The organism is Isoptericola sp. NPDC056605 (assembly GCF_042792795.1).
Classification (GTDB): domain Bacteria; phylum Actinomycetota; class Actinomycetes; order Actinomycetales; family Cellulomonadaceae; genus Isoptericola.
In genome coordinates, this window is sequence record NZ_JBHTVT010000002.1 from 86,536 (window position 1) to 100,818 (window position 14,283).

At 74.1% G+C, this 14,283-nt stretch carries 13 protein-coding genes; 10 read left to right on the forward strand and 3 right to left on the reverse strand.

Features of this window, described 5'->3' with window-relative positions; translation table 11 throughout:
* Positions 1-4 precede the first annotated feature (4 nt).
* The 10 genes from ACFQ8Y_RS03220 (at position 5) to ACFQ8Y_RS03265 (ending at position 10,788) form a co-directional block, all read left to right on the forward strand.
* Positions 5-460 (forward strand): Lrp/AsnC family transcriptional regulator, encoded by a 456-nt coding sequence (locus ACFQ8Y_RS03220; RefSeq protein ID WP_430548747.1) that lies wholly within the window; start codon positions 5-7, stop codon positions 458-460.
* 58 nt (positions 461-518) lie between these two features.
* A complete protein-coding gene (lat, locus tag ACFQ8Y_RS03225) occupies positions 519-1,877 on the forward strand; it encodes an L-lysine 6-transaminase (RefSeq protein WP_430584590.1) in 1,359 nt (452 codons plus the stop codon).
* Positions 1,878-2,055: 178 nt separating this feature from the next.
* Positions 2,056-2,640 (forward strand): hypothetical protein, encoded by a 585-nt coding sequence (locus ACFQ8Y_RS03230; RefSeq protein WP_430584591.1) that lies wholly within the window; start codon positions 2,056-2,058, stop codon positions 2,638-2,640.
* 560 nt (positions 2,641-3,200) lie between these two features.
* On the forward strand, positions 3,201-4,814 hold the full coding sequence (locus ACFQ8Y_RS03235; RefSeq protein ID WP_430584592.1) for an ABC transporter substrate-binding protein: 1,614 nt from the start codon (positions 3,201-3,203) through the stop codon (positions 4,812-4,814).
* A gap of 86 nt (positions 4,815-4,900) precedes the next feature.
* A complete protein-coding gene (locus tag ACFQ8Y_RS03240; protein WP_430562433.1) occupies positions 4,901-5,905 on the forward strand; it encodes an ABC transporter permease in 1,005 nt (334 codons plus the stop codon).
* Complete coding sequence (locus ACFQ8Y_RS03245; protein WP_430548765.1) at positions 5,898-6,845, forward strand: ABC transporter permease; 948 nt, start codon at positions 5,898-5,900, stop codon at positions 6,843-6,845. Before ACFQ8Y_RS03240 ends, ACFQ8Y_RS03245 begins: the two co-directional genes overlap by 8 nt.
* Before the next feature lie 5 nt (positions 6,846-6,850).
* Positions 6,851-7,903, forward strand: a complete 1,053-nt coding sequence (locus ACFQ8Y_RS03250; protein WP_430548766.1) for an ABC transporter ATP-binding protein — start codon at positions 6,851-6,853, stop codon at positions 7,901-7,903.
* Positions 7,896-9,161: an ABC transporter ATP-binding protein gene (locus ACFQ8Y_RS03255; RefSeq protein WP_430584593.1), complete on the forward strand. Its 1,266-nt coding sequence runs from the start codon at positions 7,896-7,898 to the stop codon at positions 9,159-9,161. The genes ACFQ8Y_RS03250 and ACFQ8Y_RS03255 overlap by 8 nt, the downstream gene beginning before the upstream one ends.
* A gap of 2 nt (positions 9,162-9,163) precedes the next feature.
* Complete coding sequence (locus ACFQ8Y_RS03260; RefSeq protein ID WP_430584594.1) at positions 9,164-9,991, forward strand: type 1 glutamine amidotransferase; 828 nt, start codon at positions 9,164-9,166, stop codon at positions 9,989-9,991.
* Complete coding sequence (locus ACFQ8Y_RS03265; RefSeq protein ID WP_430584595.1) at positions 9,991-10,788, forward strand: serine hydrolase; 798 nt, start codon at positions 9,991-9,993, stop codon at positions 10,786-10,788. The genes ACFQ8Y_RS03260 and ACFQ8Y_RS03265 overlap by 1 nt, the downstream gene beginning before the upstream one ends.
* Here the strand turns inward: ACFQ8Y_RS03265 and ACFQ8Y_RS03270 are convergent.
* From ACFQ8Y_RS03270 to ACFQ8Y_RS03280, 3 genes are all read right to left on the reverse strand, one after another.
* Positions 10,766-12,037, reverse strand: coding sequence for a CynX/NimT family MFS transporter (locus ACFQ8Y_RS03270; protein ID WP_430548770.1), 1,272 nt, complete (start codon positions 12,035-12,037; stop codon positions 10,766-10,768). The genes ACFQ8Y_RS03265 and ACFQ8Y_RS03270 overlap by 23 nt on opposite strands.
* A gap of 43 nt (positions 12,038-12,080) precedes the next feature.
* Entirely contained in the window at positions 12,081-12,584 is a 504-nt protein-coding gene (locus ACFQ8Y_RS03275; RefSeq protein WP_429764450.1) for a MarR family winged helix-turn-helix transcriptional regulator, read from the reverse strand.
* A gap of 92 nt (positions 12,585-12,676) precedes the next feature.
* Complete coding sequence (locus tag ACFQ8Y_RS03280) at positions 12,677-14,209, reverse strand: MFS transporter (protein WP_430584596.1); 1,533 nt, start codon at positions 14,207-14,209, stop codon at positions 12,677-12,679.
* Between the last annotated feature and the right edge of the window lie 74 nt (positions 14,210-14,283).

A 14,283-nucleotide genomic window follows, 5' to 3' on the forward strand; every position in this document is an offset into this window, starting at 1 on the left:
CCCCATGAACGACCCAGTGCTGGACGACGTCGACCGGGCGCTCGTGCGCGCGCTGCGCGAGGACGGGCGCGCGACACTCGCGGCGCTCGCGGGCGTGACGGGGCTGTCGCAGTCCGCCGTGCAGGCGCGGGTGCGCAAGCTGGAGGCGCGGCGGGTGATCACCGGCTACCGCGCCGTCGTCGACCCCGACGCCGTCGGGCTGCCGATCGCGGCGTACGTCGAGATCACGCCGCTGGACCAGTCGCAGGCCGACGACGCCCCCGAGCGGCTGCGCGACGTCCCGGGCATCGAGGCCTGCTGGTCCGTCGCGGGCAACGCGAACTATCTGCTGCTGGTGCGGGTGTCCTCGCCGTCGGCGCTGGAGGACCTGCTCGGCGTCATCCGGCGGGAGGCGAGCGTGTCCACGCGCTCCACCGTGGTGCTCCGGACGTACTTCGAGGGACGGCCGCTGGCGCACTGACAAGATTTCTTACGGTCATGCTCTGGTTCGGCAGGAAGTTCTCCTCTACCGTCAGGGTATGACCGAGACAATCTCTCAGCGCACAGCCTCCAGCGTCGGCGGCTCGATCGAGGCCACCGCCGTCCTCGAGTCGCTGCGCGAGCACCTGCTCGTCGACGGCTTCGACCTCGTGCTCGACCTCGACCGCTCGCACGGCTCGACCCTCGTCGACGCCCGTGACGGCCGCGAGTGGACCGACCTGTTCACCTTCTTCGCCTCCAACCCCCTGGGGATGAACCATCCCGCCCTGTTCCGCGACCCGCTGTTCCGCGAGGAGCTCACCCGCGCCGCGATCAACAAGCCGTCCAACTCCGACGTCTACACCGTCGAGCTCGCCCGGTTCGTCGACACCTTCGCCCGCGTGCTCGGCGACCCCGCGCTGCCGCACCTCTTCTTCGTCGACGGCGGCGCCCTCGCCGTCGAGAACGCGCTCAAGGTCGCGTTCGACTGGAAGTCGCGGCACAACGAGGCGCACGGCCGCTCGCCGGAGCTGGGCACCCGGGTGCTGCACCTGCAGCACGCCTTCCACGGCCGCTCCGGCTACACCATGTCCCTCACCAACACCGAGCCCGGCAAGGTCGCCCGCTTCCCCAAGTTCGACTGGCCGCGCATCTCCTCGCCGTACCCCGGGCACGACGCCGACGGCACCCCGCGCGACGTCGAAGCCCTCGAGGCGCAGGCGCTCGCCGAGGCACGCGCCGCCTTCGAGGCCCACCCGCACGACATCGCCTGCTTCGTCGCCGAGCCCGTCCAGGGGGAGGGCGGCGACCACCACCTGCGCGCCGAGTTCCTCCAGGCGATGCAGGCCCTGTGCCGCGAGCACGACGCCCTGTTCGTCCTCGACGAGGTGCAGACCGGCGTTGGCATGACCGGCACCGCCTGGGCCTACCAGCAGCTCGGCGTGCAGCCCGACGTCGTCGCCTTCGGCAAGAAGGCCCAGGTGTGCGGCGTCATGGCCGGCGGCCGCGTCGACGAGATCGACGACAACGTCTTCCACGTGTCCTCGCGCATCAACTCCACCTGGGGCGGCAACCTCGCCGACATGGTCCGCTCGCGCCGCATCCTCGAGGTGATCGAGGCCGAGGGGCTGATCGAGCGCGCCGCGCGCGTCGGTGCGGGACTGCTGTCGCGGCTCGAAGCGCTGGCGGCCGCGCACCCCGGCGTCGTCACCGACCCCCGCGGCCGCGGGCTCATGTGCGCCGTCTCCCTGCCGTCGCGGGACGTGCGCGACGCCGTCCTCGCCGGCCTGCACGCCGAGGGCTTCCTCGTCCTCGGGTGCGGGGAGCGGTCCGTGCGGTTCCGGCCGGCGCTCACGGTCGACGAGTCGGTGCTGGATGCCGCCGTCGCGGCTCTCGGTCGTGTGGTGGCGCGAGTCTGATCGTCGGCCGACACCATGCTCCGGTTGACGGCCGGGCGGGGGTTCGCGCGCACGGTAGCGTTCACGGGCGCCAGGGCGCCCTCCACTTCGGGACGTCTACTACCGTGCGCGCGAACCCCCGCCCGGCCTTCTTTTCGCGTCCTGGTCGTCGTGGCCGGCGTCGTGACAGGCTCGGGCCGTGAGCGGTCATCGGGTGGTGGTGGACGACGGCGAGCCGGGCCTGGTGCTGACGGTGCTGCCGGGCCTGGGGTACACGGCGGAGGGGCCGGTGCTGGCGCGGCCCTCCGCGGCGCTGCGCGCGGCCGGGTGGACGGTGCGGAGCGTGGTGTGGGGCGAGCGCCCGGACTTCGACGTGGCGCGGCGGGCGTACGCCGACGTGCTGCGTGACGGCGTCGCCGCCGCGCCGGACGCGGTGCACCTGGTGCTGGCGAAGTCGCTCGGCACGCTGGCGCTGCCCGTCGCCGTCGAGCTGGGGCTGCCCGGCGCGTGGCTGACGCCGCTGCTCACGACCGACCGGGCGCCGGAGGTGCGTGCCGCTTCCGTGGGCCTGGGCGCGTCGGGCGTGCCGGCGCTGCTGGTGGGCGGCACCGCAGACGCGCTCTGGGACGGCGCGCTGGCCGCGGCGTCCGGGGTGCGCGTGCTCGAGGTGGACGGCGGCGACCACTCGCTCGAGGTCGACGGCGACCCCGGCCTGACGGCAGCGACGCTGGACGCCGTGACGGCCGCCGTCGTGGACCTGGCCGGAGCCGCCGTCGCCCGCTGACCGCCCCGGCGACGTGGCCGAGTCGCGCCTCGACGTGCGGGCCGTCGCGCTCCACCCAGCGCTCCGGCAGGCCGCGACGGCGCGCGACGTCGCGGGCCGACCGCGGGCTGGCACCCGACCGCTCGGGCTCGCGCGCGGCGACGGCGCCCCGCAGCTCGGCACGGTCGTGATGGCGTGCGATCAGCACGGCGCGGGCGTCATCGTCCACGGTCGGGAGCGTGCGCCCTGTCGAGGGGCAGGGTCGGTGCGGCAGTTCTGTCCCACCGCGGCAGGTCGAATACCGCCGTGGGCTGGAACTGCCGTCGTGACGAGCCGGGTCGGCAGCGCGACACGCGGTCGATCGTTACCCATCCTTAACAGTGATTTTCACCACGGGAGGCCATGATGGCGATATGTTCCACGGCAACGTCGTCGTGCCTGCTCTGTCGGGGGCGGCGACCGTGCACGACGACGTGAGCACGGCAGGGCAACGGCGCCTTGAGCGACCAGGACGTGGGGAGAAGCCGGTGACGATGGGGCGAAGGGCTGCAGCGGCAGCCACGGCGACAGCGGTAGCGCTGGTGCTGGCGAGCTGTTCGGGCGGCGGCGGCGACGACGACGGCACGGACGGCGGCGGGGGAGGCGGCGGCAGCGACCCGGACGCGACGCTGCACCTGTCGCTCTCGCAGGACGTCGAGACGCTGCTGCCGATGGACTCGAACGTCGGGGACAACATCTCGGTGCTCGACGTCGTCTACGACGGGCTGGTCCGGTACGACCCGAAGACCACCGAGCCGTACAACTACGTGGCCGAGAGCGTCGAGACCGAGGACAACACGGTCTGGACCATCACGATCAAGCCGGACCTGACGTTCCAGAACGGCGAGCCGGTGGACGCGGACGCGTTCGCCCGCGCCTGGAACTACGCCGCGTACGGCCCGAACGCCATGGCGAACAACTACTTCTTCGAGCGCATCACCGGCTACGAGGAGATGCAGGGCGAGACCGACGACGACGGGAACGTCACCAAGGAGCCCGAGGCCGACACGCTGTCGGGCCTGAAGGTCGTCGACCCGCAGACGCTCGAGGTCACGCTGACGGGCCCGTTCGCCGGCTTCGGGACCATGCTCGGCTACACCGGGTTCTTCCCGATCGCTCAGGCGTGCCTCGACGACATCGAGGCCTGCGCCGTCCAGCCGATCGGCAACGGCCCGTTCCAGGTCGAGAAGTGGGACCAGGGCGTGAACCTCACCGCCCAGCGCTGGGACGACTACACGCTCGAGGAGACGCCCGAGTACGGCACCATCGAGTGGACCGAGTACACGGGTGAGGACAACTGGCCGGACTTCCAGGCCGGCAACCTCGACTTCGCGGTGCCGCCGCCCGCCGAGCAGCAGGCCGCGGCGAACGACCCCGACCTGCAGGAGCGGTACGTCGAGGGCCCGGGCGCCGCGCTGACCTACATGGCCTTCCCGCTCTACGAGGACGGGCCGTGGGATGACGTCGAGTTCCGCAAGGCGATCTCGCTCGCCGTCGACCGGCAGGGCATCATCGACGCCCTCCTGCCCGGCCAGCGCGTGCCCGCCGACAGCTGGGTGGTGCCCGACGTCGTGCCCGGCGGCACCGGCGGCACGTGCGAGTGGTGCACCTTCGACCCGGACGCCGCCAAGGCGGCGCTGGAGAAGGCCGGCGGCTGGCCCGACGGCGAGAAGCTGACCATCCACCTCGGGCAGGACGCCACCGAACAGGAGCTGTTCAAGGCGGTCGGCGACTCGATCCAGGAGACCCTCGGCATCCCGTACGAGCTCGACGCGACGCCGGACTACTTCGCCCGGCGCGCGGCCCGCGATTTCGACGGCCCGTTCCGCGCCAACTGGTTCCCGGACTACCCGCTGAACGAGAACTACCTCGCCCCCGTGTACGGCAGCGGTGACGAGAAGAACGGCAACGTGGAGTTCGGGTACTACAGCGCGGACTTCGAGGCGGCGATCCAGGCCGGCGACGAGGCCGCGACGCTCGACGAGGCGATCACCCAGTACCAGGAGGCGGAGAAGATCCTCGCGGCCGACTTCCCGACGATCCCGCTCTTCGTCGCGCAGAACACCGACTACTACAGCGAGAACGTGTCGAACGTCGTGCTCGACCCGTTCAGCGGTGAGCCCAAGCTGCGCCTCCTCGAGGTCACGAACGGCTAGTCACCACGTCGTCGGTCGGGCCTGTCGGGACCGCGTCACAGGGTCCCGACAGGCTCGACCGGCATCACCACCAGAAAGTTCCGTGAATGGGCCGCTACATCCTGCGCCGCTCCCTCCTGGGGGTGGCGACCCTGCTGCTCGTGATGTTCGTGCTGCACCTGCTCACGACGTTCGCGATCCAGCTCAACGGCAACCCCGCCCTGGCGTTCTTCGGCGACAAGGTGCCGACCGCGTCGCAGCTCGCCGCGGTCGAGGCGCGCTACGGCCTCGACGACCCCTGCTACGACCAGACCGGCAACCCGTGCCTGGGCCCGTTCGTGGAGCGGCTCGGGCAGTACGCGCAGGGTGACTTCGGCACCAACCTGCGCGGCCGCGAGGTGACGGACATCGTCGCGACCGCCGCCCCGAACACGCTCAAGCTGTTCCTCGTGGTGACGATCGTGTGGTTCGTGCTCGGGATGGGGCTCGGCACGATGGCGGCGCGCCGGCGCGACCGGTCCGCGGACCACGGCATCCGGCTCACGTCGGTGCTCATCGACGCGTTCCCCATCTTCGTGCTGCTGCTCGTGTACCGGTACGTGTTCGCGGTGCCGCTGAACGGCTGGGCCGAGGACACGTTCGGTGCGGACAGCCTGCCCGCCCTGTGGTTCAGGCCGTCGTTCGACGACGACCACCCGTGGGCGACCCTGCTCGTGCCCGGCATCCTGCTCGGCCTGGCCGGGTCGGCGGCGTTCATCCGCCTGGTCCGGGCGAGCCAGCTCGAGTCGTACGCGGGCGACCACGTGCGCACGGCGCGCTCGCGCGGACTGAACGAGCGGCACGTCGTGACCCACCACGTGGTGCGCAACTCCGCGGTGCCGGTCGTGACCGCCGTCGGCCTGACGTTCACCGAGGCGCTCGCGGGCGCCGTCGTCACCGAGGGGATGATGAACATCTACGGCATGGGCGGGGTGCTCTGGGAGGCCGTCCGCGCCGCGGACGTGGCGCTCATCCTCGGCATCGTGACGATCCTCGCCGCGGTGACGGTCGTCGTGATGCTGGTCGTCGACATCGCCTACGCCGCCCTGGACCCGAGGATCCGTTATGCCTGACCGCACCGCACCCGAACCCACGGCGGCCACCACCACCCCGGACGCGCCGGCGGTCGACGCGTCGACGTCGCTCGGCGGGGACGCCTGGCGCCGCCTGCGCCGCCGGCCCGACGTGATCGCCGCGGCCGTCGTCGTGGTCTTCTTCGCCGTGATGGCGGCCTTCCCCCGGCTGTTCACCAGCACGAACCCGCAGAGCTGCGTCATCGGGAACTCGAAGATCCGCCCGCAGGGCCTCGGGTCCGAGCACCCGCTCGGCACCGACGTGCACGGGTGCGACCTGCTCGCCCAGCTCGTGCACGGCGCCCGTCCGTCGCTGACGCTGGCGTTCGTGGTGGTGGGCGCGTCCCTCGTCATCGGCGTCACGCTGGGCCTGCTGGCCGGGTACTACCTCGGGTGGGTGGACACGGTGGTGTCCCGCACGATCGAGGTGTTCCTCGTGATCCCGCTGCTGCTCGCCGCCCTGCTGCTCCTCACGCTGTTCCGCAAGGTGAGCGTGGGCGGCGGCACGTTCGACGTCATCCTCCTGCCGGCGGTGGTGCTGACCCTGTTCGGCTGGATGGCCTACGCGCGCTACGTGCGCGCGGCCACCCTCGAGGCCAAGAACCTCGACTACGTGACGGCGGCGCGCGCGCTGGGCGCCTCCGACCTGCGCGTCATGGTGCGGCACGTGCTGCCCAACGCGATCGGCCCGGTCACGGCGCTCGTGCCGACGGCGATCGCGGGCGTGATCAGCACCGAGGCTGTGCTGGCCTTCCTCGGCATCGGGGTGCGGCCGCCCGCCATCAGCTGGGGGATCATGATCACGAACGGTGCGGACTGGGTGACCGGCGGGTACGCGTACCTGCTCCTGTACCCGCTCGGGTGCCTGGTCCTCACGGTCCTGGCGCTCGTCGCCCTCGGCGACGCCCTGCGCGACGCCCTCGACCCGAGGCTCCGGTGACCGACATGACGGAAACCCTGATCACACCGACCGACACCGAGCGGTCCGCCGGCGACGTGCTGCTCGAGGTGGAGGACCTGGCGGTCGAGTTCCGGTCCGACGACGGTGCGGTGCGCGCCGTCGACGGGCTCGGCTACCGGGTGGAGGCGGGCCGGACCCTGGCCCTGGTGGGCGAGTCCGGCTGTGGCAAGTCGGTGAGCTCGCTGGCCGTGATGGGGCTGCTGCCCCCGACGGCGCGCGTCGTGCGGGGCACCGCGCGCTACCGCGGCACCGACCTGCTCGCCCTGTCGCCCGCCCAGCACCGGGCGCACTGCGGCACGCACGTCGCGATGGTCTTCCAGGACGCGCTGGCCGCGCTCAACCCGGTGCACACGGTGGGCTACCAGCTCACCGAGTCCCTGCGGGCGCGCACCGGGACATCGCGGCGGGAGGCCCGGCGGCGCGCCGTCGAGCTGCTGGACCTCGTGAAGGTGCCGAACGCGGCGCAGCGGGTCGACGAGTACCCGCACCAGTTCTCCGGCGGCATGCGGCAGCGCGTGATGATCGCGTCCGCGCTGGCCCTCGACCCGGACGTGCTCATCGCCGACGAGCCGACGACGGCGCTCGACGTCACCGTGCAGGCGCAGGTGCTGCGGCTGCTCGCGGAGATCCAGGCGGAGCGGCAGATGGGGCTCGTGCTGATCACCCACGACCTCGGCGTCGTCGCGGGCGTCGCCGACGACGTCACCGTGATGTACGCGGGCCGCGCCGTCGAGCACGCCCCCGTGCGCGACCTGTACGCCGCGCCCGCGCACCCCTACACGCGGGCCCTGCTGCGCTCCGTGCCGCGGCTCGACACCCGCGCCGGCGACGAGCACGCCGTCGGCGGCCGGCTGCCCGTCGTGCCCGGCCGGCCCCCGGCACCGGGTCGCGTCCCGCCGGGCTGCTCGTTCCACCCGCGGTGCGATCTCGCGCAGGACGTGTGCCGCACCGACGAGCCGTCGCTCGACGACGTCGCCCCCGGGCGGACGTCGGCCTGCCACTTCGCCGCCGAGCTCCTGGGAGGCGCCCGTGCCTGACACCGTCACGACCGACCCCGCCGCCGCACCCGCGACGTCCGACGACGTCGTCCTCGAGGTGCGCGACCTGGCCAAGTCGTACCCGGTGCGCCGCGGCGTCGTCCTCAAGCGCACGGTCGGCCAGGTGCAGGCCGTGGACGGCGTCTCGCTGGCGCTGCGCCGCGGGCGCACGCTCGGCCTCGTGGGGGAGTCCGGCTCCGGGAAGTCCACGCTGGCGCGCGTCCTGGTCGGCATCGAGAAGCCGACGCGCGGGCAGGTGCTGGTCGACGGCGAGGACGTCTCGACGATGTCGCGCGCCGCCCGCCGCGAGCTGCGGCGCAACGTCCAGATGGTCTTCCAGGACCCGTACACGTCGCTCAACCCCCGTATGTCGGTGGGGGAGATCGTCGCCGAGCCGTTCCGCATCCACCGCGACGCCGTCCCGGCCGGCGGCCGGCGACGCGCGGTGGCCGAGCTGCTCGAGCTCGTCGGCCTCGATCCCGACCACGCCCACCGCTACCCGCACCAGTTCTCCGGCGGGCAGCGGCAGCGCGTCGGGATCGCCCGGGCGCTCGCGGTCAAGCCGCGGGTGCTCGTGTGCGACGAGCCCGTCTCCGCCCTCGACGTGTCCGTGCAGGGCCAGGTCATCAACCTGCTGGAGGACCTCCAGGACGAGCTGGGGCTCGCCTACCTGTTCATCGCGCACGACCTCGCCGTGGTGCAGCACATCGCCGACGAGGTCGCGGTCATGTACCTGGGCCGCGTCGTCGAGGAGGGCGACCGGCCCGCGGTGTACGACGACGCGCACCACCCGTACACGCGGGCGCTGCTGTCCGCGGTGCCCGTGCCCGACCCCACCGTCCGGCGCGACGACGAGCTGATGCTCGAGGGCGACCCGCCCTCGCCCGCCGACCCGCCGTCCGGCTGCCGCTTCCACACGCGCTGCTGGCTCGCCCACCGGCTCGCCGCGCAGGAGGGGGCCGTGCCGCCGGACGGTGTCGACGGCGCGGACGCCGTGCCCGCGCGGTGCCGCACGGAGGACCCGGTGCTCGTGCCGCTCGGCCGGCTCGACGGCGGGGGCGACGCCGGCGCCCGCGGGGCGACGCCGCCGACGGTACCGACGGCGCCGACGGTGCCGACGGTGCCGACCGTGCCGCACGCCGCCGCGTGCCACTTCGCCCGGGAGGCGGCCGCGCTCGGCGGGCGCCCGACGGCGGGTGCCGCCGCCGTGCCCGAGACCGTCCCAGAAGGCCCCGTCCTCGAGAGCAGGGAGCGCTGACCGTGACCGACCGCCGACCGACCGTCGTCCTCGTCCAGAACTCGCCGCACAGCGGCCCGGGCCGCCTGCCCGACTGGTTGGAGGCGGACGGCGCCACCGCCGTCGTCGTGCAGGGCGCGGACCTCGTGGAGCAGGTCCCGTCGCTCGCGGGCGGGGGAGCCGCGCCCGACGGGGTGGCCGGCCTCGTGCTGCTGGGCGGCGGCCTGCTGCCCGACGAGGACGAGCGCGCGCCGTGGCTGCCGCACGAGCGCGCGCTCGTCGCCGAGGCCCTGGACGCCGGCGTCCCCGTGCTGGGCATCTGCCTGGGCGGGCAGGTGCTCGCGCACGTCACGGGCGGCACCGTGACGGGCCGGTCGGGGGAGACGGAGAAGGGGCTGTGCCCCGTGCGCCTCCTCGACGACGCGGCCGACGACGCGCTGCTGGGACCGCTCGGCGGGCTGGCCGAGAACGGTGAGGTCCGCATGGTCGAGAGCCACGTCGACTCGATCACGGGGCTGCCGCCGCGGGCCGTGCACCTCGCGACGAGCGACGCGTGCGGTGTCCAGGCGTTCCGCGTGGGCGACGTCGCGTGGGGGCTCCAGTTCCACCCCGAGGCGGCGCCGGAGCGCATCGGCACCTGGGACGTCGACGAGCTCGCCGAGCTCGGCTTCGACCGCGACGAGCTGCTGGCCGCCGCCCTCGAGCGCGCCCCCGAGAACGAGAAGCAGGCCCGTGCGCTCGCGGCCGCATTCGCCGCCGTGGTCCACGACCGCCGTGAGCACGGGACACGCCCACGACACGCCGAGGACCAGGGCCGGGACCACGCCCACCACGTCTCGGGGGTGCGCTGATGCCGAGCACGGGCACGCACTCCGACGGCGTCCCCGTCGTCGCCTACCAGGTGCGCCGCGCGGGCGGCGAGGTGCTCGCCGAGCGCGACGCGGACGCCCCGTTCTACGCGGCGTCGACCGTCAAGCTGGCCGTGCTGGTCGCGGCGGCCCGTGCGCTGGACGCCGGGGAGCTCACGCTCGACGAGGAGGTGGCCAGCACCGACACCTTCCGCTCCCAGGTGCCGGGCGAGCCCGACTACCGCATCGAGCCCGACGACCTCGACCCGGGCATGCCGCCGCCCGGCACGTCCATGCCCGTGGGGCTGGTGGTGGAGCGGATGATCGTCGTGTCGTCCAACGAGGCCACCAACATGGTGATCGACCTCGTCGGCCTCGACGCCTGCAACCGTGTCCTGGCGGACGTCGGGGCCGCCGCGAGCGTCGTCGGGCGCAAGTACAGCGACCTGGCCGCCGAGGCCCGCGGCGACTCGCACCGCACCACGCCGGCCGACCTGGCGGCGCTGATGTCCGCGGTCGTCACCGGGCAGCTCGCCGGGCCGGAGCGCACGCTCTGGATGATCGACCTGCTCGCGCGCCAGACCGACCGGCAGCTCACCGCCGCGGTGCCCGAGGGCGTGCCGTACGGCTCCAAGTCGGGCTGGGTGGACGGCATCCGGCACGACGTCGCGTTCGTCGGCACGCCCGGCCCGGGCGCCCTGGTCGTCGCGGTGTGCACCCGCGGCTACGACGAGTCGCACGCGGAGGAGGCGCTGCGGGCGCTCGGCGCCCTCGCGGTCACCCTGACGGAGGACCGCTAGGCGGGTCGGCGGGCCGGGCCGACGCCACCCACATCGCCGTGGCCATCGTGGCGAGCACCCCCGCGACGAGGGCCAGCGGCGTCGTCCAGCCGTGGGACGCCTCGTGCACGGCGCCCATCGTCGTGGGGGCGAGCACCGCGCACCCGTAGCCCGCCGTCTGCACCACCGCCGACGACCGGCGCGCCACCGCGACGCCCGGGCTGCGCTGCGCCACGAGCGTGAAGATGACGGTGAAGTTGCCGCCCTGGGCGGCGCCCGCCAGCCCCACCCACAGCCACCACAGCCCGGGCGCGAGGAGCAGCCCCAGCGGCAGGGAGATCCACATCGCCGCCATGAGGACCGCGACCGCGCGCGCCGACAGGCCGCGCGAGAACGCCGCCGGCACGAGGAACGACCCCAGCACCGCGCACAGCTGGAACGGGGCCGCCGCGCTGCCCGCGCCGGCGGCGGTCATGCCGAGCCGGTCGTGCAGGATCTCGGGCAGCCACGCCGTCACCGCGTAGTAGCCGAAGGCCTGCCCCGCGAACGCCACCGACAGCAGGACGACGAGCCGCCGGACGGCGGACCGGGCGTGCGGGTCGAGGGCGTCGAGCTCCGCGCGCGCCGACGGCGGCCGGACGCGGGCGCCGCCGTCCCCCCGCGGGGCCGAGGCCCGTCCCCGGGCGGCGAGCCGTCGCCCTGCGGGCACCCAGGCCGCGAGCGCGACCACCGCGAGGACGCCCCAGCCCGCCAGCGCCCACTGCCAGCCGAACGCCGTCGCGAGGGGCACGGTGAGCATCGTGGTGAACGTCGACCCGAGGTTCATCGTCGCGCTGTACGCGCCCGTGACCGCGGCGGCCCGACGGCGGAAGTCGCGGGTGATGACCACCGGCACCGCGACGTTGCCGATCGTGATCGCGACACCGAGCACCGCGCTGCCGGCGAGCGCCGTCGGCACGGAGCCCGCCGAGCGCAGCAGGGTGCCCGCGAGGATCCCCGCCATCGAGGCGCCGAGCGCGAGCTCCGGTCCCAGCCGGGCCACCAGCACCGACGCCAGCGGCGTGCAGAGCGCGAAGCAGAGCACCGGGACCGAGGTGAGCAGGCCCGCACCCGCGGGCGTGAGCTGGAGGGCGGCGGCGACGTCGTCGACCACGGGCGGCAGCGACGTGATAGGTGCCCGCAGGTTGAGCGCGACGAGCAGCAGCGCCGCCAGCAGGAGGCCGGCGCGGGCGCCGTCGTCGCGGGCGGAGGGGGAGGGATAGGACGTCACGCGGCGGGCATCTCCGGGCGGGTCGGCGTGGTGGGCACGCGGGTCACTCGTCGAACTGGGCGACGACGGTGCGCAGCAGCGCGGCGAGCTGCGGGCGCACCGCGGCGGGCAGCGCGTCGAGCACGCGGGCCTCGACGTCGAGCAGGTCGCTCATCGCCGCGTCGACCCGCTGCCGGCCCGCGGCGGTGAGCTGCACGAGCACGCCGCGTCGGTCGGACGGCGCGCGGTGGCGTTCCACCAGCCCGCGCTCCTCGAGCCGGTCGATGCGGTTGGTCATGGTGCCGCTCGTCACGAGGGTCTGGGCGACGAGGACGCCGGGGGACAGGCGGTAGGGCTCGCCCGCGCGCCGCAGCGCGGACAGCACGTCGAACTCCCAGGTCTCCAGGTCGTGCCGGGCGAACGCGCCGCGCCGCGCGCGGTCCAGGTGCCGCGCCAGCCGGCTGACGCGCGAGAACACCGTCAGCGGCTCGACGTCCAGGTCCGGGCGCTCGCGGCGCCACGCGTCGACGATCCGGTCGACCTCGTCGGACCGTGCCTCCACATCCATGCGCCGAGACTACTCCCGGTCTCTCGACGTCAAGAATCTTGACGCGTGTGATCTGTGCCGAGGTAGTTCGAGCCACCTCGGCGAGCTTCGAGCTACCTCGCCTGAGGCTTCGGGCGCAGGGTGAGGGCCGCGACGACGGCGACGACGGCGACGACGGCCGCGGCGACGAGGAACGCGGCGTGCACTCCCGCGACGTAGGAGCCCTCGGCGGTCCGCGCGGCGACGGCGTCCAGCCCGGCGGGCACGGAGCCCTGCACGAGGCCCTGGTGCTCGCCGTCGTCGAGCCCGAGCCCGGCGGTGCCGGCGTGGACGTGGGCGGCGACGACGGCGGACATCACGGCGGTGCCGAGGGCGCCGCCGATCTGGATGCAGGTGGACTGGAACCCGCCGGCCACCCCCGCCAGGTGCACCGGCGCGGACCCGACGATCGCCTCGGCGCCCGCGGTGATGGTCATGCCGGTGCCCATCGCGAGGACGACGAACGCGGCCGCCATCACCCCGTACGGCGAGGTGGCCGTCGCGCCGAGCAGCACCAGCAGCCCCACGGCGGTGAGGCCGAGGCTCAGGGTGCCGGTGGCGCGGGTGCCGATCCGCGCCACGAGCAGGGCGCCGACCGGGGCCGACACGATCGACACGGCGGACATCGGGAGCAGCATGAGGCCGGCGTCGAGCGCGGAGGCGCCCCGCAGGTTGATGAAGAACATGGGCAGCAGGAACGTGGCCCCCATGAGGACGAAGAAGTTGGCGGCGATCATCAGCCCGCCGGTCCCGACCGTCGTCCCGCGGAAGAGGGACAGCGGCAGCAGGGCGTCGCCCGTGCGCGCCTCGGTGCGCCCCTCCAGGACGACGAAGCCGGCGATGACGAGCACGCCGAGGCCGAGCAGTGCGAGGGTGCGGGGGTCGCCCCAGCCCCAGGCCTCGGACTGCACGATGGCGAAGACGGTGGCGACCAGGCCGAGCGCCAGCACGACGACGCCGCGCAGGTCGAACCGGCCCGTGGCGGGGAAGCTGGTGCGCGGGAGCAGGCACAGCCCGTAGACGAGGCCGACCGCGGCCACCGGGATGTTGACGAAGAACACCGACTGCCAGCCGGCGGCCGCCTCGAGCGCGCCGGCCAGCGTGGGGCCGACGGCGATCGCGATGGAGGAGACGCCGCCCCAGATCCCGACGGCCATGCCGAAGCGCTCGCGCGGGAACGTGGCCCGCAGCATCGCGAGGGTCTGCGGCATGAGGACGCCGGCCGCGACGCCCTGGACCACGCGGAACGCGATGAGCCCGGCGGCGGTGGTCGACAGCCCGATGGCGGTCGACGCGACGGTGAACAGCACGAGCCCGGCCAGGTAGAGGGTGCGGTGGCCGTACCGGTCGCCGAGCTTGCCCGCCAGGATCAGCGTGACGGCCAGCCCGAGCAGGTAGCTGTGCGTGACCCACTGCAGCTGGACGAACGTGGTCCCCACGTCGGCGGCGATCGCGGGGTTGACGATCGAGACGACGGTGGCGTCCAGGCCCACGAGGAACAGGCCGAAGGCGACCCCCACGAGCGTCAGCCCGGGGCGGCCGCGCAGCGGGCGGCGTGCCGTCGGGGACGCGGTGGCGTCGGGGGCGAGGGTGGGGGCGCTGCTCACGGTGGCTCCTCGGAGGTGGTCGCGCGACGCCGGGCGGCGGGCGGCTCGGGCAGAGAGATGCCCGGGCGGACCCG